At 36.4% G+C, this 18,776-nt stretch carries 18 protein-coding genes, 5 tRNA genes and 1 other RNA gene; 17 read left to right on the top strand and 7 right to left on the bottom strand.

The features are described 5' to 3' along the window. Positions 1 to 43 precede the first annotated feature (43 nt). Positions 44 to 901, top strand: a complete 858-nt coding sequence (locus GKP30_RS13785; RefSeq protein WP_216830027.1) for a metal ABC transporter permease — start codon at positions 44 to 46, stop codon at positions 899 to 901. Then, complete coding sequence (locus GKP30_RS13780) at positions 898 to 1,311, top strand: Fur family transcriptional regulator (RefSeq protein WP_216830026.1); 414 nt, start codon at positions 898 to 900, stop codon at positions 1,309 to 1,311. Before GKP30_RS13785 ends, GKP30_RS13780 begins: the two co-directional genes overlap by 4 nt. Positions 1,312 to 1,777: 466 nt before the next feature. On the opposite strand, the gene GKP30_RS13775 is transcribed toward GKP30_RS13780, so the two are convergent. Beyond that, the gene (locus GKP30_RS13775) at positions 1,778 to 2,356 is read right to left on the bottom strand and encodes a hypothetical protein (RefSeq protein WP_216830025.1); all 579 of its coding nucleotides are present in this window, start codon (positions 2,354 to 2,356) and stop codon (positions 1,778 to 1,780) included. A gap of 121 nt (positions 2,357 to 2,477) precedes the next feature. Here GKP30_RS13775 and GKP30_RS13770 point away from each other — a divergent pair, with 121 nt between their 5' ends. Beyond that, positions 2,478 to 2,882, top strand: coding sequence for a DUF4190 domain-containing protein (locus tag GKP30_RS13770; RefSeq protein ID WP_216830024.1), 405 nt, complete (start codon positions 2,478 to 2,480; stop codon positions 2,880 to 2,882). A gap of 105 nt (positions 2,883 to 2,987) precedes the next feature. Here GKP30_RS13770 and ispG read toward each other — a convergent pair whose 3' ends face one another. Beyond that, positions 2,988 to 4,076, bottom strand: coding sequence for a flavodoxin-dependent (E)-4-hydroxy-3-methylbut-2-enyl-diphosphate synthase (ispG, locus tag GKP30_RS13765; protein WP_216830023.1), 1,089 nt, complete (start codon positions 4,074 to 4,076; stop codon positions 2,988 to 2,990). A gap of 97 nt (positions 4,077 to 4,173) precedes the next feature. After that, positions 4,174 to 4,545 (bottom strand): hypothetical protein, encoded by a 372-nt coding sequence (locus GKP30_RS13760; protein ID WP_236035086.1) that lies wholly within the window; start codon positions 4,543 to 4,545, stop codon positions 4,174 to 4,176. A gap of 98 nt (positions 4,546 to 4,643) precedes the next feature. Here GKP30_RS13760 and GKP30_RS13755 point away from each other — a divergent pair, with 98 nt between their 5' ends. The 3 genes from GKP30_RS13755 (at position 4,644) to GKP30_RS13745 (ending at position 7,922) form a co-directional block, all read left to right on the top strand. Then, the gene (locus tag GKP30_RS13755; RefSeq protein ID WP_216830022.1) at positions 4,644 to 5,867 is read left to right on the top strand and encodes an MFS transporter; all 1,224 of its coding nucleotides are present in this window, start codon (positions 4,644 to 4,646) and stop codon (positions 5,865 to 5,867) included. Between the two features lie 134 nt (positions 5,868 to 6,001). Further along, positions 6,002 to 6,874, top strand: coding sequence for a DUF1002 domain-containing protein (locus GKP30_RS13750; protein ID WP_407928617.1), 873 nt, complete (start codon positions 6,002 to 6,004; stop codon positions 6,872 to 6,874). A gap of 412 nt (positions 6,875 to 7,286) precedes the next feature. Beyond that, positions 7,287 to 7,922, top strand: a complete 636-nt coding sequence (locus GKP30_RS13745; RefSeq protein ID WP_216830021.1) for an NfeD family protein — start codon at positions 7,287 to 7,289, stop codon at positions 7,920 to 7,922. A gap of 138 nt (positions 7,923 to 8,060) precedes the next feature. Here the strand turns inward: GKP30_RS13745 and GKP30_RS13740 are convergent, their stop codons facing one another. Next, entirely contained in the window at positions 8,061 to 8,864 is an 804-nt protein-coding gene (locus tag GKP30_RS13740; protein ID WP_216830020.1) for a DUF1189 domain-containing protein, read from the bottom strand. Positions 8,865 to 9,104: 240 nt separating this feature from the next. Here GKP30_RS13740 and GKP30_RS13735 point away from each other — a divergent pair. The 5 genes from GKP30_RS13735 to GKP30_RS13715 all read left to right on the top strand — a co-directional run bounded on the left by GKP30_RS13735 (position 9,105) and on the right by GKP30_RS13715 (position 9,554). Next, positions 9,105 to 9,180 (top strand) — tRNA-Asn (locus tag GKP30_RS13735). Positions 9,181 to 9,188: 8 nt separating this feature from the next. Continuing rightward, a tRNA-Met gene (locus GKP30_RS13730) sits at positions 9,189 to 9,265 on the top strand. A 27-nt stretch (positions 9,266 to 9,292) separates the two neighbouring features. Then, a tRNA-His gene (locus tag GKP30_RS13725) sits at positions 9,293 to 9,368 on the top strand. Between the two features lie 5 nt (positions 9,369 to 9,373). Then, positions 9,374 to 9,450, top strand: a tRNA-Ile gene (locus tag GKP30_RS13720). Positions 9,451 to 9,461: 11 nt separating this feature from the next. Continuing rightward, positions 9,462 to 9,554: transfer RNA gene (locus tag GKP30_RS13715), tRNA-Ser, on the top strand. Between the two features lie 89 nt (positions 9,555 to 9,643). Here GKP30_RS13715 and GKP30_RS13710 read toward each other — a convergent pair. Continuing rightward, positions 9,644 to 10,468: an undecaprenyl-diphosphate phosphatase gene (locus tag GKP30_RS13710; protein ID WP_216830019.1), complete on the bottom strand. Its 825-nt coding sequence runs from the start codon at positions 10,466 to 10,468 to the stop codon at positions 9,644 to 9,646. 261 nt (positions 10,469 to 10,729) lie between these two features. On the opposite strand from GKP30_RS13710, the gene sodA reads away from it, so the two are divergent. From sodA to GKP30_RS13690, 4 genes are all read left to right on the top strand, one after another. Further along, positions 10,730 to 11,341, top strand: coding sequence for a superoxide dismutase SodA (gene sodA / locus GKP30_RS13705; RefSeq protein WP_216830018.1), 612 nt, complete (start codon positions 10,730 to 10,732; stop codon positions 11,339 to 11,341). Positions 11,342 to 11,475: 134 nt separating this feature from the next. Beyond that, on the top strand, positions 11,476 to 12,762 hold the full coding sequence (locus tag GKP30_RS13700; RefSeq protein ID WP_216830017.1) for an MFS transporter: 1,287 nt from the start codon (positions 11,476 to 11,478) through the stop codon (positions 12,760 to 12,762). Between the two features lie 83 nt (positions 12,763 to 12,845). Further along, a non-coding RNA gene (gene ssrS, locus GKP30_RS13695) (6S RNA) lies at positions 12,846 to 13,023 on the top strand. A 135-nt stretch (positions 13,024 to 13,158) separates the two neighbouring features. After that, on the top strand, positions 13,159 to 15,171 hold the full coding sequence (locus tag GKP30_RS13690; RefSeq protein WP_216830016.1) for a peptidoglycan D,D-transpeptidase FtsI family protein: 2,013 nt from the start codon (positions 13,159 to 13,161) through the stop codon (positions 15,169 to 15,171). A 75-nt stretch (positions 15,172 to 15,246) separates the two neighbouring features. Here the strand turns inward: GKP30_RS13690 and GKP30_RS13685 are convergent, their stop codons facing one another. Then, the gene (locus GKP30_RS13685) at positions 15,247 to 15,732 is read right to left on the bottom strand and encodes a hypothetical protein (protein ID WP_216830015.1); all 486 of its coding nucleotides are present in this window, start codon (positions 15,730 to 15,732) and stop codon (positions 15,247 to 15,249) included. 20 nt (positions 15,733 to 15,752) lie between these two features. Beyond that, entirely contained in the window at positions 15,753 to 16,106 is a 354-nt protein-coding gene (locus GKP30_RS13680) for a hypothetical protein (protein ID WP_216830014.1), read from the bottom strand. Positions 16,107 to 16,423: 317 nt separating this feature from the next. On the opposite strand from GKP30_RS13680, the gene GKP30_RS13675 reads away from it, so the two are divergent. Beyond that, entirely contained in the window at positions 16,424 to 18,400 is a 1,977-nt protein-coding gene (locus GKP30_RS13675) for a glycoside hydrolase family 15 protein (protein WP_216830013.1), read from the top strand. An 83-nt stretch (positions 18,401 to 18,483) separates the two neighbouring features. Beyond that, complete coding sequence (gene rpmG / locus GKP30_RS13670) at positions 18,484 to 18,633, top strand: 50S ribosomal protein L33 (protein ID WP_045485842.1); 150 nt, start codon at positions 18,484 to 18,486, stop codon at positions 18,631 to 18,633. Positions 18,634 to 18,776: the final 143 nt, after the last annotated feature.

The raw sequence follows: 18,776 nt of genomic DNA, 5'->3' as shown, positions 1-18,776 counted from the left end.
AGTTTTTTCTAAAGTAAAATCAAATAACAGTAGGAGCAATATGATGTTGGATATTTTAGTGAATTTAACCTTTATTGAACGAGGGATGGTTGCTGCATTTTTGATTGGAATGATTTGCCCTTTATTGGGTTCATTTCTGCTTGTTCGTCGAATATCAATTATCTCAGAATCTTTATCACATATAACATTAACAGGGATAGCTGCAGGTGTATTGCTTTCTCAAACTCTCGCTATTTTTACTGATGTTAATCCATTATACTTTGGACTTTTGTTTGCATTTTTTGGAGCTATAATGATTGAAAGTTTAAGACAGGTATATAAAGACTTTCAAGAAATAGCTATTCCAATTATATTATCTGCAGGTGTTGGTCTAAGCGCTATTATTATAAGTGTGTCTAAAACGGGCTACAATCAATGGTATATGTATTTGTTTGGAAGTATTGTTAGTGTTACATTACAGGATTTATATTTCATGCTTGTTACATCATTGGTAGTCCTTATTATATTGTTTTTATTCTATAAAGAATTTGTGGCGATATCATTTGATCAAGAGTTTGCAAAAGTTTCGGGGTTATCGATTCGTCACTTGAATTTTATTTTTTCTTTTTTAATTGCTTTAGTTATTGCCATTTCAATGAAAGTCGTCGGTATATTACTTGTGGGTGCCATGATTGTCTTGCCTGCTGCTGCTGCAATTGTTTTTGCTAAAAGTTTTAAACAACTACTACTTTTATCCGTTTTTTTCGGTCAGCTAGCGATGGCAACTGGATCTTATGCATCTTACCATTTAAATATAGCGACAGGTGGAGGAGTTGTGTTGTTTGCAACGATTTGGCTTATTATGGCACACGTCCTACACCGTTTGATTAGAGGGAAACGAAAGGAGAGACTATCCTTATGAACGTGACACAAGCAATGGAATTGTTAAAGGAAAAAGGGTATAAATATACGAAAAAGCGAGAAGAAATGTTACGACTGTTTGCTGATGAAAAGCGGTATCTTTCAGCAAAGGATGTTTTGGAAAAAATGTATAAGGATTATCCCGGTTTGAGTTTTGATACCATATACCGAAATTTAGCGACCTTCGCACAATTAGAAATACTTGAAGTGACTGAATTGGAGGGGGAAAAAAAGTTTCGTTTTTCATGCTCTACAACACAACATCACCATCATTTAATTTGTTTAGAATGTGGAAAAACGAAAGCTGTGCATAATTGCCCTATGGAAGATATTAATATTACATTCCCTGATTTTGAAGTAACAGGGCATAAATTCGAAATATATGGCTATTGTAAAAGCTGTACACCATGACAACCCAATTCATAAAAGAAGGAAAGGCAGAGTGACAACTCTTACCTTTCCTTTTTGTTATTTAGGAGGGAATGTTATTAAACGGAGTTACCATGTAAGGTTTCGGTCCAGCAAATGTCCAAAGAACAGGACACTAATTGCTGGCCCTCCAGCGCTTGTCGCCGATAAACGACACCTTCCGCTTTTCCTATGTCAAGCTCCAGCGCCCAGCGACTAGAGGACTTCGCTCTCCTCCTTACGATAAGTCAACATCAGCTCGTTGGCACTCACTGTGTATCCTTTATCTCATACGGAGAGACTCCAGTCCATACGCCGCTAACCGGGACGATTCCACTTTTCGATGTCTAGCTCCAGGTGTCATCGGCTCGAGGTCGCTTCGGTCCATCAAACGTGTCCAAAGAAACAGGACACTAATTGCTGGCCCTCCAGCGCTTGTCGCCGATAAACGACACCTTCCACTTTTCCTTTACCCCTCATTTTTTAGCCATTGGTCGACCCATTGCCTTGCTTGGTGCCAGTTTTCAACTCTAATAACGTTTTTTGGAGCAGAGAGACGGTTATAAGGAGTATCAAATAATACAACAGGGATATCACACTCTTCAGCAATATCACAGGCATTGTCATGCTTATCTTCAAAAAAGATGTCAAGTTGATGTTCTTTAACTGAATTGATTTTATCATGACTGCCAATTAAATTAATGTGATCGTAGGGTAGCTTTTTCGCTTGGAACCACTGTTCAGTTAAATCATATAAGTGATTACCACGTGCACTAATATAAACCATCTTATGAGTATCTTTCCAATTATGTAGTGCATTTTTTGCATGAATGGCTAAATCTGCTTGTGAATAAATATGACCTTCATGTTCTTTTAACCATTGCCAAAACTGTTCTGATGTCACACCTAACACTTGGGTTAAGTCATACTCAGTAATATCATCTAGTGTAATATTTTTATTAAAATGCTTATTTAAATAAGGTACAAATGTAGCTGGGTCTGTTACTGTTCCATCGATATCAAAACCGAATATTTTAGATTTTTTCATAATTCACCTCGTATACTTAAATAAATCGTTTCCTTTGCATGTAATCATTGTCACCTATATTCAAAGCAACGTGAGTCATACTATTAATGCTCCCCCAAATATAGAAAGCGAGGGATTAGTTTTGGCTGACAATAATAATTTCAACAACAACTTTAACGATCGAGATACGCGCTCGATTGATTTAAGGCCAGAAGAAAGAGACCGTGAAAGAGTAGACACATTTGAAGAAGAAACGGCTGCTGAAGTTACACCAATAACAGGAGCTTTTGGTGGTCGCACAGAAGAGCGGGAAGAAACAGCTGAAGCAAATTATGATGATGCAACAGCATCAGGCCGTGGTGTCGGTACATTTGCTATCGTGCTTTCTATCCTGTCATTATTCTTTTTGCCGATCCTTTTAGGTGCGTCTGGGATCATTGTCGGGTTCGTTGCGAGAAGAGCAGGAGCTAATGCACTTGGTAACTGGGCTATTGGTATCGGTGCATTATCAATTATTTTAACCGTCTTCTTCTCACCATTCTTCTAGTTAGGGTCAAAGCAGGAATCCAAATCACCTAAAATTTTGAAGGGGAGTTATTGAATAAGCACACGCGACTAGCGTGTGCTTATTATTTCATTATTAAAACAAGTATTACTCTTGTTTAGCTAATTTTTCTTGTGCAATTTTATCAATTTCTTTTTTTAGTTCTTCAACCATTATTTCCTCGGGAACTTTTCGTACTATTTCACCGTGTCTAAATAATAAACCTTCACCACGTGCACCTGCAATTCCAATATCAGCCTCTCGTGCTTCACCTGGTCCATTTACAGCACAACCTAGCACAGCAACCTTAATTGGTGCTTTGATCGTTGAAATATAATCTTCAACTTCATTAGCAATTTTAATTAAGTCAATTTCTATTCGACCACATGTAGGGCAAGAGATTAATGTAGCTGCATTTGCTGCCAATCCGAATGATTTTAATAACTCTCGAGCAACCTTTACTTCCTCTACAGGATCTGCACTAAGTGAAATTCGGACTGTATTACCGATCCCCATGTTTAGAATTGCACCTAATCCAGCTGCACTTTTAATTGTGCCTGCAAATAATGTTCCTGATTCGGTAATTCCCAAGTGAAGCGGATAACTAAATGCTTTAGCAGCTTTTTCATACGCTTCAATTGCTAAATTAACATCAGACGCTTTCATTGAAACAATAATATCATGGAAATCAAGGTCTTCGAGAATGCTAATGTGATGTAGTGCGCTTTCTACCATGCCATCAGCAGTAGGATAACCATATTTATCTAGAATTTTCTTTTCAAGTGACCCAGCGTTAACTCCAATTCGGATAGGTATTCCTTTTTCCTTTGCGGCTTTAACAACAGCTTCAACCTTTTCACGCTTCCCAATATTTCCTGGGTTAATTCTTATTTTATCTGCTCCACCCTCAATAGCTTTTAAGGCGAGCTTATAATCAAAATGTATATCAACAACTAGAGGGATGTTAATTCTTGCTTTAATCGCGGAAATTGCCTCAGCAGCACGCATATCAGGGCACGCTACTCTAACAACTTGACAACCAGCCTCTTCTAAACGATGTATTTCAGCAACTGTTGCTTCAACATCGTGAGTTTTAGTCGTTGTCATACTTTGAATAATTACTTCATTATTTCCACCAATCGTTAGCCCACCAACTTTAACAGGCCTGGTTTGGGTTCGGTGTGTAATTTGGGTCATGAATCATTCGCCCCTTTTTATTTTTCAACTATAGATATTGTATAAACGACATACGTCCTTATTTTATCAGTCTCCTAATTTATTTGGCAAGGTATTGTTACTCTGATTTAGAATAAAGCGGAAATAAATAAGTTTTACCAACCTGTATATTATCAGCGGTAACACCGGGGTTTAGTTCTTGAAAATCGTAAACAATTTGCTGTATTGACGCAGGTACAGGCCCTTCATGGAGATGTTCGACAATAGAAAGGACGGTGTATCCATTCTGAACAACTACTTCTTGGGCAGGAAAGTGTTCTTCTTCTTCAATGGTAACATTACTATAATGATCGCCAGTTGTTTCCTCTATAGAGGATTTGTCTGCTTTGGGTAAAGTGCCCGTAGATAGATCATAATAAATGCTATAACCTACAATAAATAAAATAATGATGAAAATGATACTATGTTTAAAGCTAAATTGGGTACGCAATAGCTTGTCCTCCTAGTATAAATAACTATCTAACAATATATATGCATGAGTTATAAAAAATATTCCTAAAATATTTTCTTTTTTCAGGAGGTTGAAGAATGAAAAAAGAGAGGTCAACTACAATAGTTATATACATCATTGGATTACTTCCGTTCATTATGGTGGTCGGGAATTCGATGTTCATACCGATCATTCCAGATATTCAGCATGAGTTACAGCTTACAGCAATTGAAGGAGGTCTTGTATTAACTGTATTCTCTATTCCAGCAGCACTGATGATTCCAATCATTGGTTTCATTTCAGATAGAGCTGGTAGAAAAAAAGTAATTTTAACCTCGTTAATCTTAATCATGTTGGGTAGTGTTATGTCAGCAGTCGCCCCAGTTCTCTTAAGCGGACAAGCCGCTTTTTCAATGTTATTATTAGGTCGTTTTTTTCAAGGTGTAGGAGCAGGGGGAACAGCTCCAATGGCAATGGCCTTGGCTGGTGATTTATTTGAAGGTTTAGATAGAAGTAAAGCTTTAGGTACTGTTGAAGTTTTTAATAGTTTAGGAAAAGTAATAAGTCCTATAATTGGTGCATTTATTGCTGTTTATTTATGGTTTGGAACGTTTTATATTTATTTTTTATTAGCATTCATAGCTTTCTTTGGAATAAAGGTATGGATTAATGAGGGGGACAAACAAAATAATCCATTACGCATTAAAGAGTACCACCGATCTATTAAGAAAATCCTTGTTAGTGAGTTTAAATGGCTTATTCCCATATTTCTTGCTAGCGGAGTCGGCTTATTATTATTATTTGGTCTGATGTTTTATATGTCTTATAATCTAGAAGAGGGGTATGGGATTTACGGTACTCTCAAAGGTATATATCTTGCACTCCCTCTTGTTGCTTTGACCGTGTTTTCTTATTGGACAGGTAAGAATATGGGAGATAATAGAGATAAAGTAAAACAATTTTTAATAATAGGGTTAACCCTATTATTAATTAGTTTTGCTTTGCTTATTTTTTTCCATGGACTAGTAAGTTTATTGCTATTGATTTCCCTGGCGTCAATCGGGTTAGGTTTCTTCCTACCTGCTGCAAATACCGCAGTTACATCCTCGGTAGGGAAGCAGGAAAGAGGCTTAGTTGTTTCTTTATATTCGATGATTCGGTTTTTAGGTGTTGCTCTTGGGCCTATTACTTTTAGTATTTTAATGTACGACCCAACAGAGTTGTTTTTCTCTTCATTTTTTCTAGTTGGAGTTTCGTTTATTATACTAATTTCATCATGGACATGTATACCAATATTAAAGGAATGCTCACCCAAAATATAGAAAAGAATGGAGGAGTTTTAGATTTTTACACAAATAAATAGGTCGAAAGTCACTTTTAAATTCCTTCAAAAAATAGTTTTCTTAAGTTTAGGATGTCACTAATTAGATTGAAGTCTTCAAAGGAGATGGATGAAATGAATTTTATGAAAAAGAAGATCATACCGCTATTACTAGTATTCACAATATTGATACCCAGTTTAGTTGCAGCAGATGCAGCACCAGGAGATATGATTATTACATTAGGTGAGAATTTATCTGCAGAACAACAACGAGATATCTTGAATGAAATGGGTGCTCCCGAGGATGTAGAAATTATTTATGTTACAAACGAAGAAGAACACCACTACTTGGGGAATTATGTTAGTAGAGCTCAAATTGGGACGAGAGCCATTTCTTCTTCAATGATTACCTTAACAGAGCCTGGTTCTGGTCTTAATGTGGAAACGAATAATATTAGTTGGGTTTCTGAAGGTATGTACGCAAATGCACTTGTGACGGCTGGGGTTAAAGATGCTGATATTTATGTAACAGCACCTTTTTCAGTATCTGGTACAGCTGGTCTAACAGGTATTATTAAAGCATATGAAATTACTGCTGAAATTGAAATTCCAGAAGAACAAAAACAGATTGCTAACGAAGAAATGGTTAGAACAGGGAAGCTTGCTGAAAGCATTGGGATGGAAGAAGCAACGGAGTTAATGAACCGTATTAAAGAAGAAATAGCAAAAAATCCTGTAGAGTCAGAAGAGGATCTCCGTGCACTTATACAAAGAGTTGCTCAAGAGTTAGGAGTTACATTAACAGAGGAGGAGTTAAATGGATTAGTTTCTCTTTTCATGCGTTTAAAAGATTTAAACATTGATTGGAATCAAGTCCAAAATCAAATTGGGAAAATTCGTGATAATTTAGGCGACTTCCTGAATCGAGAAGATACTCAATCCATTATTGCTTCTTTATTAGATATACTTGATCGTTTTATAGAAGCTATTAAAGGGTTATTTAAATAGAGGTTGGGCTGACTCATAAGTTTATTTTTATCCATAGTTAACAGAGTAATTGTTCCTAAGCAGAATATTATTTTGTTAAAATATGGTGAAACTTTTGAGTCAGCCTTTTTCAATGGCTCTATTCTAAGGATTCCGAGAGCAGCCTTTTGAATACACCACCTTTTTGTATGTATTTTTCCTTAGCTTTTGTTACAATTTTAAATAAGGAGAGGTTTAGTTTTAACTGTTGCAAACGCGTTTGTAGTTGTAGGATGCTCCTTTTTTAATACTTCTGTTAAAGGTATAGTTTGCTGATTGGGTTTACTTATATTTTTTTTCATAATTTTCACCTCATATATAGCTTAACCAAAAAATGAAATGAAACTTATTTCATTTCATTTCGTATATTTAAAAGGATTGGAGGTTGAAGTTAATGGATGTACTTAATATTGCTAGTATTGGGTTTCTCGTAGTTTTTTTAGGAACACTTTTCTTGTTCGGAGAATTACTTGTTAAGGTTAAAGGGATATTTGGTATTTTAGGTATTGCTATTATGGCGGTTTATTTTTCCCATCATATTGCTGGAGATACAGGAATATGGGTTGTATTGCTTTACATCACTGGACTCATATTAATCATTGTTGATGGAAAGGCAATCAGTGATGGAACAATTGCTTTTTTAGGAGTTGCTCTTATGATAATCGCTTTAGCAATTCCAGCACCAACTTTTATTTATGGGGCATTAGTTGCGATGGGTTTAGTACTTGGTGCGGCAACTTCATTACTATTTCTTAAAGTATTCCCTTCGAGAAAGCTCTGGGCGAAAATGACGCTTAGAGATCGATTAACAGGAGATCTTGGATACAATTCAATTAATACAAGTTACAAAGAATTAATTGGGAAAAGGGGAAAAACTGTAACTCCGTTTCGTCCGATAGGGACAATGGAGGTAGACGGAAAACAATATAGCGCTACGAGTGAAAATAATTGGTTAACACAAGATACTGTTATTGAAGTTGTATCTGTTGATGGAACTAGAATTGTTGTGAAAAAAGTTGAGGGTGAATAGAGATTGTAAGAAGTTGATGTTAACTATAAACTCGGCTTTAAGCGAATACAGAAAAAGTAATAAGCAGTGATTTCAAAGTGTAAGGTGTATAGAAAGAAAGGAGAGGCTGATCGTTTGTGATCAGCCTCTTTGCATTCATTATTCGGTTTTGGGTGCGTAGTTCTCACTATCTTCTCGAGGTTTTGGTTTAGGGACATATTGAAGGACACGGTACAACATGAAAATAGCAATAGCCCAATAAAATAAAAAGGAAAATGGAATTATAATTCCTAGTGCTTCAGTAAAAGCAAAGAAAGCAGTTGGTAATGTGACCGTATAAGCAGCTAAAATCCATAAGTGGCGATACTTAAGATTTAATTGAGCTTTATTTTTTAACATTAATCCAATTAAAGCTAATACAGTTACCCCAATAAATTTTAATGCTGTATAGAAAAGATAAAGTATTAGTAGAAAAACTGTTAAGATAACTGGAAGTACTTCAGCGATACTATTAACCAAACTGGAGATTTCTTCCTTTGTTAAATTTAAATTGCCTAAGTCTCGATATCTAAATGTTTCCGTTATCCCATCTGTTATAATAACTGCTTCTCGCTCAAGCAAAGCTAGACCATTTTGATAATCAGAGACATCAGCGACAGTTAACTGCCCAGTTGAATCGAGTATGAATACCCCATCTTCATCACCATCAATAAAAGGTTCTGTTAAATCAGAGGTTAGAACACCGTTTTGAAAAGCGAAATTAGGTATCTCATCTTCTAAAGATGTGGCTAAATAGTTGACACCTTGATAAGCAGTGGTTGAAAAACTAATCGCACTTGGTATTGAAATAATAGCCATTAATAGGAAAATATAGAAAATGGTTTTTCCAATACCTTGAAACCTAAATGTAGCTATATCTTTAGGTGAATATAAGCTCCTTATCAGCTGTTTAAATATGTTCATTTAGTTATGTCTACTCCTTTTCCTTTAATTAGCAACTCCCATCATATATTTTACAAGAGATAAAAAGATGCTACAAGTGATGTGTTACGTGAGATACTAGTATAAAAAATACTTGTCAATATAGCTAGTTTATGATATATTACTTTTCGTTAACACCAATTTCCATAAGTCAATAAAATTGCATTATCAGGTGTTGACTAAAAGCACTAATTTAGTTATAATAAAAATCGTCGTTAATATTCCACAGTAGCTCAGTTGGTAGAGCAATCGGCTGTTAACCGATCGGTCGCAGGTTCGAGTCCTGCCTGTGGAGCCAAAAAATTTGGCGGTGTAGCTCAGCTGGCTAGAGCGTACGGTTCATACCCGTGAGGTCGTGGGTTCGACTCCCTCCGCCGCTACCAAATTTTTAAAACTTAAATATGAATATGGCGGTTGTGGCGAAGTGGTTAACGCACCGGATTGTGGTTCCGGCATTCGTGGGTTCGATTCCCATCAGCCGCCCCATTTAAGGACCCTTAGCTCAGTTGGTCAGAGCGGTCGGCTCATAACCGATTGGTCGTAGGTTCGAGTCCTACAGGGTCCACCAATATTGTTTGTGGAGGAATACCCAAGTCCGGCTGAAGGGATCGGTCTTGAAAACCGACAGGCGGGTTAAACCGCGCGGGGGTTCGAATCCCTCTTCCTCCGCCATAATACATACAAAGATGCTTATGATTGAGTTCACAATCATAAGCTTTTTTTAGTTGATTTATCAAATTTTATTAAACTAAAAAGAGGGATTAAATCGTTATATCTTTAAGAAAAATCCAGGTGATGGTACCGAGTGCTATACAATAAATGGCGAAGTATGTTAGTTTTGCTTGGTTTAACATTTGAATGAGCCACTTAATACCGATAATTGCAAATATAAATGAGGCTAAACAGGCAATTGCAAGTTCAAATCCAACTCCTGCAAAAGTTTCGGCTGTTAATTCAGGAAGTTTTAATATCGTAATTCCTAAAATAACTGGAATCGAAAGTAAAAACGAATAACGGACTGCAGTTTCCTTGTCCAAACCACACCACAGTGCAACAATTAATGTACTTCCTGCTCTAGAGATTCCTGGTATAACAGCTAAGGCTTGCCCAAAACCGATAATTATGCAATCTTTCCAGGTCATCTCCTTTACAGTACGGTTTCCGACATTAATTCCATGCTCAATAAGTATTAGGAAAAGTCCTGTCACAATGAGGGCGGCCCCAATAGTTGATGCTTGTGTAATTCTATCACCAATAAATCCTTCAATTCCTTTTCCTACACCCATTGTAATTAATGTTGCGCCGACAATTAACCAAGCAAAACGATAATTTGTTTTTGCTTTTTCTGTTTTATGAATAAGGTAAGAAAAAAAGTCTTTAATGATTTCGAGTAAGTCTCTCCAAAAAAAACATATGACTGCTAACAGTGATGCTGCATGAAGAAGTACTTCGAAAGTCAAGTTTCCAGTGGACATGGTTATTCCAAGCAGTTTTTCAGCAATAACTAAATGTGCTGAACTAGATATAGGAAGAAACTCTGATATTCCCTGTATAATTCCTAAAAGAAGAGCTTCAAACCAATTCAATTCTACACCCCCAATCTATGTATGTAATTCACAATATGGGGTTTGTCCGTTAAATATGATTGTTTTGATTAGATTTTTAAAATTAGGGTAATGTAAAAAGTGGGAAAAGTATAAAAAGCAGTATACATATTAATTGCATGTTCTAGTTTTTTTTGATAATGTAATTATTGAGCAACTTAGTAAACATTTCTGTTGCTTAAATATATTAACTGTATTGTAATACTTTACCAATTGAAAACAATTGCTTAGGGAGGAATTAAAATGGCAAAATATGAATTACCTGCATTACCTTATGCTCCAAATGCACTAGAGCCACATATCGATGAGCAAACAATGAACATTCACCACGGGAAACACCATAACACATATGTAACTAACTTAAATGCTGCATTAGAAGGTCATGATGAGCTTTCTAGTAAATCAATCGAAGACCTAATCAGCAATTTAGATGCTGTGCCTGAAAACATTCGTACAGCAGTAAGAAACAATGGTGGCGGTCATGCTAATCACTCATTGTTCTGGACTCTTTTAAGTCCTAATGGTGGTGGGGAGCCAACTGGTGACCTAGCGACAGCTATTAACAACAAATTTGGTAGCCTAGACAGCTTTAAAGAAGAGTTTGCAAAAGCTGGAGCTACACGTTTTGGTTCTGGTTGGGCTTGGTTAGTAGTGAACAACGGTGAGCTAGAAGTAATGAGCACACCAAACCAAGACTCTCCAATCATGGAAGGTAAAACACCAATCTTAGGATTAGATGTATGGGAGCATGCATATTACTTAAACTATCAAAACCGTCGCCCAGACTACATTAGTGCATTTTGGAATGTAGTTAACTGGGACGAAGTAGCTAAGCTATTTAGCCAAGCGAAATAAATATCATAACAAAACACCGCTAACTGCATATAGTTAGCGGTGTTTTATTATAAAGAGGTTTTTGACCTGTGATAATTGTTGAATAACGTCTATCGAAAATCGCCAAACTACACCTAAGGTGGTGTAGTGACGGCATGAAAATGTTGCAAAAGATAGTTGGGGATGTAGAAGTAAACCGAGATTTAGTCCTACTCTTAACAATTGGAGGACTGTATGCTTTGAGTATTGCATTATCTAATACGTTTGTTAATGTATATTTATGGAAGCAATCTGGGGAGTTTCTTGACATTGCTCTTTATAATTTATCATCTGTTGTTATGCAGCCGATAACATTTATTCTTGCTGGAAGATTTGCAAAAAAAATTGATCGGGTTATCGTGCTGCGGCTAGGAGTTAGCTTCCTATCCGTTTTCTTTTTTACAGTCCTTTTCTTAGGAGAAAATGCAGCACAATACTTAATTTTATTAGGTTCGCTATTAGGTATTGGGTTTGGGTTTTATTGGTTAGCCTTTAATGTATTAACTTTTGAAATCACAGAACCCGAAACGAGAGATTTTTTTAATGGATTTTTAGGTTTATTGACTTCATTTGCGGGAATGATCGGTCCAATATTAGCGGGCTTTATCATTACCAGAATGGAGAAGCTTTTTGGTTATAAAATTATTTTTGGTATTTCATTAAGTTTGTTTGTCATTGCGGTAATTACAAGTTTATTTCTAAAGCGAAGACCTGCATCAGGGAGCTTTTCTTTTCTTGCTGTATTAAAAGAGAGAAAGCGAAATGATAATTGGAGGCATATTCTTCATGCCCACTTTTTCCAAGGATTGAGAGAAGGCACATTTATTTTTGTAATAGTCGTCTGGGTCTATATTGCAACTGGAAGTGAGTTGGCAATCGGTACCTATGGATTGGTTGCTTCTGCGGTTTCGTTTGTTTGTTATTTTATTGCAACTCGTCTGATGAAGCCTTCTTTTCGAAAAAAATCGATACTCATAGGGGGGACCATCCTTTACTTAGCCGTATTCATTATTATAACTGACTTGAATTTTACTCGTCTTATTATATATGCCGTTGTAATCTCAATTGCCTACCCAATGCTTTTAGTTCCATACGTTTCCTTGACGTATGATGTCATAGGAAAAGGATGGAAAGCAGCAGAAATGCGGGTTGAATACATCGTCGTTCGTGAACTGTTTTTAAACTCTGGAAGGATTGTTTCAGTACTTGCCTTTATCTTTACAATTACAGTTTTTAATGAGGAGTATGGAATTCCAGGACTTTTTATGATACTAGGGGCAGGTCACTTGGTGATATATTTCTTTGTTAGAAAAGTAAAAATACCGCTTAATAAAGGCGGCGAAACCTATAGTTTCTCTCGACAACAAAAGGGGGAAGGGGATAGTGGCGGAACATCTGTCTAAATTTGTTGAAAAAGTATAGCAAAACAAATCTAAACTTTAAACATGATCGTTTAATGTGCTATAATACTTATATAAAACATAATAACAACCTGCCGTGTTTGTTAGCTTCTAATTGTTTCGAACCGTGGATTTAAAAAGGGAGTTCTATATTAAAGATTTAACAACATGCCTTTTTATAGGACGTTGGAGAATTTTTTGCGGACACCCACCTACGAGTGTAGGTTCTTGAAACAATAGGGCAACGGCATACGCGGGTTTTTTTACTGTAAAAAATTAAAAGGGCTGACTAAAAAGTGTCTGTGTTCCTATCTTAGGGTACCTGACACTTTGTTTATGAGCTCAGCCATTGTTTCATTTGGGAATAATGAAAAAAGTGTCTCTAGAGAGGAATTAAACATGACAAATCAAAAAAAGAGCAAAAATCATGTGCCTGCGCGGTTGAATTTATTATTTTTTGCTGTGTTTATATTATTTTCTGCACTTATACTTCGACTAGGAATGGTCCAAATTGTAAAAGGAGAAGATTTTACGCGAGACCTTGAGAGCACGGCGAACCAGAAGACAATGTTAGATGCTCCTAGGGGATTAATGTATGATCGTAACGGTAGTATTGTTGTCGATAATGAGGGCGAACTTTCGCTTTATTATACACAGCCTCCACGACCTTCAGAGCAAGAAAAGTTAAAGGTTGCCGAGAGGTTGACAAACTTTATAGAATTAGATACCAAAAGTATTACAGAACGTGATTTGAAAGATTATTGGATTCTTACTCGACGTGAACAAGCGCTTGAAAAAGTAACTGTTGAAGAAAGAAGAGAATTAGATAATACAGAAGAGTATCAACTAACTCTAGATCGTATTACGGAAGATGATCTATCAGAAATCTCCAAAGATGAGAAGCAAATATTAGCGATAAAGCGGGAAATGGACAGAGGGTTCTCACTGACTCCGCAAAGAATTAAACAAGGATTGACTAAAGAAGAAGCTCACGCTATTATGGAACATCTAGCAGAGCTACCAGGTATTGAAGTTTCTGCTGATGCGAAACGTAAATACGTTTATGGGGACACATTTAAAATGTTCTTTGGTCGTACAGGAGCAATACCGAAAGAAAGTTTAGATTATTATTTATCAAGAGGATATGAAAGATCTGACAACGTCGGTAATAGCTACCTTGAACAACAATATGAGCAAGCATTAAGAGGACAAAAGGCAATTGTTGAAAATATTACGAGCCGAGGATCAGTAATTGGTACATCGTTAAATAGACTAGGACAAAGAGGAAATGATCTTGTCCTTACAATTGATATGGAGTTGCAACAACAAGTTGATGACATTTTGCGTCGTGAAGTAGAAAAAAGCAGGGGTGCTTATCTTCGTGATCCTGCTGCTTATATCGTCATGCTCGATCCAAAAACAGGAGAAGTATTAGCGATGTCAGGTTATGAAGGAAATGATTTTGATCACCTTGGTGTTGTGAACAAAGCTTTTGTTATGGGTTCTGCTATCAAGGGAGCTACTGTATTAGCAGGTTATCATTCAGGGGTTGTCAGTCCAGGTACAATCATTCATGACTCACCGATCCAATTGCCTGGTACTCCAATTAAAAGATCGGTTAGAAATTGGGGAAATATTAACGATATTACAGCTTTAGAGGTTTCTTCAAACGTTTATATGTTCCAAATTGCTATGAGGATGGCAGGTTATAATTACAGTACAAAGTGTTGTTGGAATGACCTTCCTGGTGCTTATATGGAATTTAGAAACTATTTAAATCAATTTGGTCTAGGTGTTGAAACAGGTATTGATATACCATCAGAGGCTATTGGTTATAATGGTGGTGTACAAATGGGTGGTAATCTGCTTGACCTTGCAATTGGTCAATTTGATACGTATACGCCGCTTCAGTTAGCACAATATGTTGCGACAATTGCAAATGATGGCTACCGTATGAAGCCACAGCTTGTCAAAGAAATAAGGGAACCAGGACCTTCGAAAGAGGAGTTAGGTAGGGTCATTAATCAATTTCAGCCTACCGTATTAAATCGTGTCCAAATGAATGATGCACATATTAAACAGGTTCAGCGTGGTTTCAGACAAGTTATTGTAGGCTCACGAGGGACGGGACGACAATTTGCAGACAAACCATATCAAGTAGCAGGTAAGACAGGAACAGCACAGGTTGGAGCTAATAATAATGGAAATAACCAAACATTTGTAGCATATGCTCCATACGATGATCCAAAAGTTGCAATTGCTGTCGTAGTTCCATATGTGAATAAAAACTCAAATGCTACTATTTCAAGGAACATTCTTGGTGCTACTATGGATGCATTCTTTGAATTACAAGAAAAACGACAAAACCCTTCCATTAATCTTCCTTCAGAAGATGACGAAATTGAAGATTAGACTGTTACAAGAAAGAGGCTGACTCAAAAGTCAGCCTCTTTCTTTATTCTTTAGTGCATGTATCCTGTATCTTTTTTATTGGGTAATTGTTAATGCAATTTCTTCCACGGTCATCAAACTATTTAGTTCGAATTCTCCTGCTTTAATTTGGTGCGTGAGTTCATTGTCACGTAAAAACTGCAGAAATTGCTCTGTATCGTCCAAGACATTTACTTTTTCCAAATAATTTGCAACATCCATACTACTCATGCCACTTTGTATTTTAATAATTGTATAATGAATCGTTTGCGGGCGAGGCTCTCTTTCCTCTTCTTGTGAATTTTCTCGCTGAGCTTCTTCTCTTCCTTTTAACAATAGTTGGTATTCCTCTTCACCTAAGATGATAAAACCTTGGTCTTTAAGAATATCCATCATCTCTTCACTACTTAGTTCTATTTCTGGTATTTCAATATCTTCTTGCTCAATTTCAGCGTGTGTTGTTTGAAAAAAATACATATAAGCAAACACGCTAGTAGCTAACAGAATTCCAGCTGCTAGTCCTTGGACTGTTTTTTTCGCCATGTTATCCCTCGTTTCTATCTTCAGCCCTTTCGTTGATATGTAGCAATCAATCCAAGGACTTCACTATCTGATAGGGTAGTTAATTCCGCAATTTTTTCTATACTATAACCTGCTTCGTAGTATGCGGCTACCTCGTTTAAAAGTCCAGTTGTTGTGTTTTTCTCCGGTTGTATATAGTAAGCATCGTCGCTGCCAGATAAGAGTTCTTCTTCAAGTATAGTAATTTTTTTCTTCATTTGATAAATTTCTTGCATGAAAGTCATCGAAAACCCTTCTAATTGGTTTTCGAGTTCTTTTGTATGGTCCTTCATAAAAAAAGAACTTATTACTAATAGGATTGCTAAGATGAAAAGTACAATGATGACGGTTTCCATATAAATCCCCTTTCCCGTCTTCAACTGCTGATTATGTTATATTGTTTCTCTTTTCATTATACATGTCTAGTCAATACTTTAACTGAAGTTTTCCCATATTAACCCAATATTCTTCATAAAAGGTGTTATTGTGCGCGAAATAAGACGAAAAACTTTTTTTGCACTCTTTACCCCTTATCAATTGTACGTGCGACAAGATAAGACAAAATAGACTTCTTGTGTCAAAAAGAGATGCTCATTAAGATAAATAGTGGAATTATTTTTAATTAGTCATAAATGTAGTTACTATATATATTAATTTTCAGGAGGTTTTTATTGTGCCTAGAGAGCTCGTAGTAGGGAACGGTAAACTACTTGTCAATATTGATAAAGATTTACAAGTTAGAGATATTTATTTTCCATATGTCGGTCATCAAAATCATGTTCAAGGTCACCCAAATAGAATTGGAGTTTTGATAGATGATGCCTTCTATTGGTTAAATTCTGAACACTGGACGATTCAAACAAATTATCATGATGACTCTCTCGTAACAAATAGTTTGGCAGTATTGCAGGAACAAAATATTGCGATACGAATTGAGGAAGGAGTTCATCAACGTGAAATGGTATTTATTCGTAAGTTTTCAGTAGAAAATCTAGCAAATGAACATCGTGAAATTCGATTGTTTTTTCACCAAGATCTTGCTATTTATGAAAACGAGGTGGGAGATACAGCATTCTTTTCTCCTAAGGACCGTACAATGATCCATTATAAAAGAAATCGTTACTTTTTATTTAATGGTAGCTTTGGTGAAAGTGGAATTAAACAATATACAACTGGAGTTAAACGTTTCCATGCCCAAGAAGGAACCTTTCGTGATGCTGAAGATGGAAAATTACATTTCAATCCAATAGCACAAGGGTCAGTGGATAGTACGTTCTCTCTAGAGGGACAACTTGAACCAAACTCTACAGAAGAAGCTTATTATTGGATGACAGTCGGTAAGTCATTAAAAGATGTACAAGCTCTAAATGAGTATGTGCTGGAAACGGGTATTCAGCAAGCGTTAAATAAAATACATACGTATTGGAAAAGCTGGGCTAATAAAGGAGAAGTTCTAACAGCAAATTTGTCTCCTGAAATGATTAGCTTATATAAACGAAGTTTACTTGTAGTACGAACCCAAACAAATGAGAATGGTTATATTATCGCTGCAAATGATTCGGATATTCTCCAATATAATCAAGACCATTATAGCTATATGTGGCCAAGGGATGGTGCCCTTATTGCACAAGCGATGGTAAAAGCAGGGTATCATGGTATGGTACGTAATTTCTTTAGAAGATGTAGTGAAGTTTTATCAGATGAGGGTTACTTATTCCATAAGTACAACCCCGATGGTTCGATTGGATCAAGTTGGCACCCTCTTGTTGGGGTTAACGGAGAAGAACAGTTACCAATTCAAGAAGATGAAACAGCTCTTGTATTATGGGCTTTTTGGGAGGACTATGCCGCTACAGGTGATATTGAGTTTGCTCAATCTTTATATCGCCCTCTTGTACGACCTAGCGCTGAATTTTTATTACGGTTTATAGATGAAGATTTAAATTTACCTTCTCCCTCTTATGATCTATGGGAGGAACGTCGAGGGACCTTTACATTTACTGCTAGCGCTGTGTATGGTGGACTCCTAGCTGCTTCTCGATTTGCAAAACTATTAGGTGAAGAGGAAAGTGCTGAAAGCTATGAACTTGGTGCAAAGAAAATTAAAGAAGGTGTTGAAAAATATCTTTTTGATGAAAGTAACGGTACATTTTGCCGTGGCTTATATAAAGATGATGTAACAGGTGAGATCACACTAGATCAAACACCAGAGAGCAGCTTATATGGTCTTTTTGCTTTTGGAATGTATGATGCAAAAGATGAAAAGGTAAAGAAAACGATGCAAGTTGTTAGTGAAAAACTGCGAGTTAAGACCGAAGTAAATGGTTACGCTCGTTATGAGAATGATATGTATTTTAAACAAGCCGATGATATAGAGGAGGTACCTGGAAATCCTTGGGTTATATGTACACTATGGATGGCAAAGTGGCATATTCTTCAAGCGGAAAGTATTGAAGATTTACAGCCAGCATACGAAATTTTTCAATGGGTGTGTGAACATTCACTAAGTAGTGGTTTACTTCCTGAACAGATCCATCCATATACAGGTGAACCTCTCTCGGTAGCTCCACTCACATGGTCACATGCAACTTTTGTAGATGTCATGAATGACTATAATCAGGCATTTGAGCAATTATCTTTAAAAGTGTAAAAAAGATACACTTGCTACCTTGGCGTATCTTTGCTATCATTTAAAGGTATGAATGAAAACAAGAGGTTTGGAGGGAGAACATAATGCGCGTACAAGTAACTTTAGCTTGCACTGAAACTGGTGATCGTAACTACATCACTACTAAAAATAAACGCACAAACCCTGAGCGTATTGAGCTAAAAAAATATAGCCCAAGACTTAAGAAACACACTTTACATCGTGAAACGAAGTAAGGAAATCAAATGAGACCGCAAAAACCTATATTTGTAGGATTTGCGGTCTTTTTTGTTAGATTTTAATATTGTAGCAATTATTATTTCATCCTTCTAAAGCATCAACATAATAGAGCCTAACATTATAAAGTTAATCTGGTGGT

It is taken from the genome of Alkalihalobacterium elongatum (assembly GCF_019024285.1).
GTDB lineage: Bacteria > Bacillota > Bacilli > Bacillales > Bacillaceae_F > Alkalihalobacterium > Alkalihalobacterium elongatum.
Note: the sequence above shows the minus strand (reverse complement) of the source record. Positions and strands in the feature narration are given on the sequence as shown.

Bases quoted from the DNA above. Each gene is read 5' to 3' on its own strand.
- GKP30_RS13685 (WP_216830015.1), bottom strand. From the start codon at position 15,732: ATGGCGAAAAAAACAGTCCAAGGACTAGCAGCTGGAATTCTGTTAGCT.
- GKP30_RS13755 (WP_216830022.1), top strand. From the start codon at position 4,644: ATGAAAAAAGAGAGGTCAACTACAATAGTTATATACATCATTGGATTA.
- GKP30_RS13745 (WP_216830021.1), top strand. From the start codon at position 7,287: ATGGATGTACTTAATATTGCTAGTATTGGGTTTCTCGTAGTTTTTTTA.
- GKP30_RS13750 (WP_407928617.1), top strand. From the start codon at position 6,002: ATGAATTTTATGAAAAAGAAGATCATACCGCTATTACTAGTATTCACA.
- GKP30_RS13785 (WP_216830027.1), top strand. From the start codon at position 44: ATGTTGGATATTTTAGTGAATTTAACCTTTATTGAACGAGGGATGGTT.
- GKP30_RS13740 (WP_216830020.1), bottom strand. From the start codon at position 8,864: ATGAACATATTTAAACAGCTGATAAGGAGCTTATATTCACCTAAAGAT.
- rpmG (WP_045485842.1), top strand. From the start codon at position 18,484: ATGCGCGTACAAGTAACTTTAGCTTGCACTGAAACTGGTGATCGTAAC.
- sodA (WP_216830018.1), top strand. From the start codon at position 10,730: ATGGCAAAATATGAATTACCTGCATTACCTTATGCTCCAAATGCACTA.
- GKP30_RS13680 (WP_216830014.1), bottom strand. From the start codon at position 16,106: ATGGAAACCGTCATCATTGTACTTTTCATCTTAGCAATCCTATTAGTA.
- GKP30_RS13775 (WP_216830025.1), bottom strand. From the start codon at position 2,356: ATGAAAAAATCTAAAATATTCGGTTTTGATATCGATGGAACAGTAACA.
- ispG (WP_216830023.1), bottom strand. From the start codon at position 4,076: ATGACCCAAATTACACACCGAACCCAAACCAGGCCTGTTAAAGTTGGT.
- GKP30_RS13690 (WP_216830016.1), top strand. From the start codon at position 13,159: ATGACAAATCAAAAAAAGAGCAAAAATCATGTGCCTGCGCGGTTGAAT.
- GKP30_RS13780 (WP_216830026.1), top strand. From the start codon at position 898: ATGAACGTGACACAAGCAATGGAATTGTTAAAGGAAAAAGGGTATAAA.
- GKP30_RS13700 (WP_216830017.1), top strand. From the start codon at position 11,476: ATGAAAATGTTGCAAAAGATAGTTGGGGATGTAGAAGTAAACCGAGAT.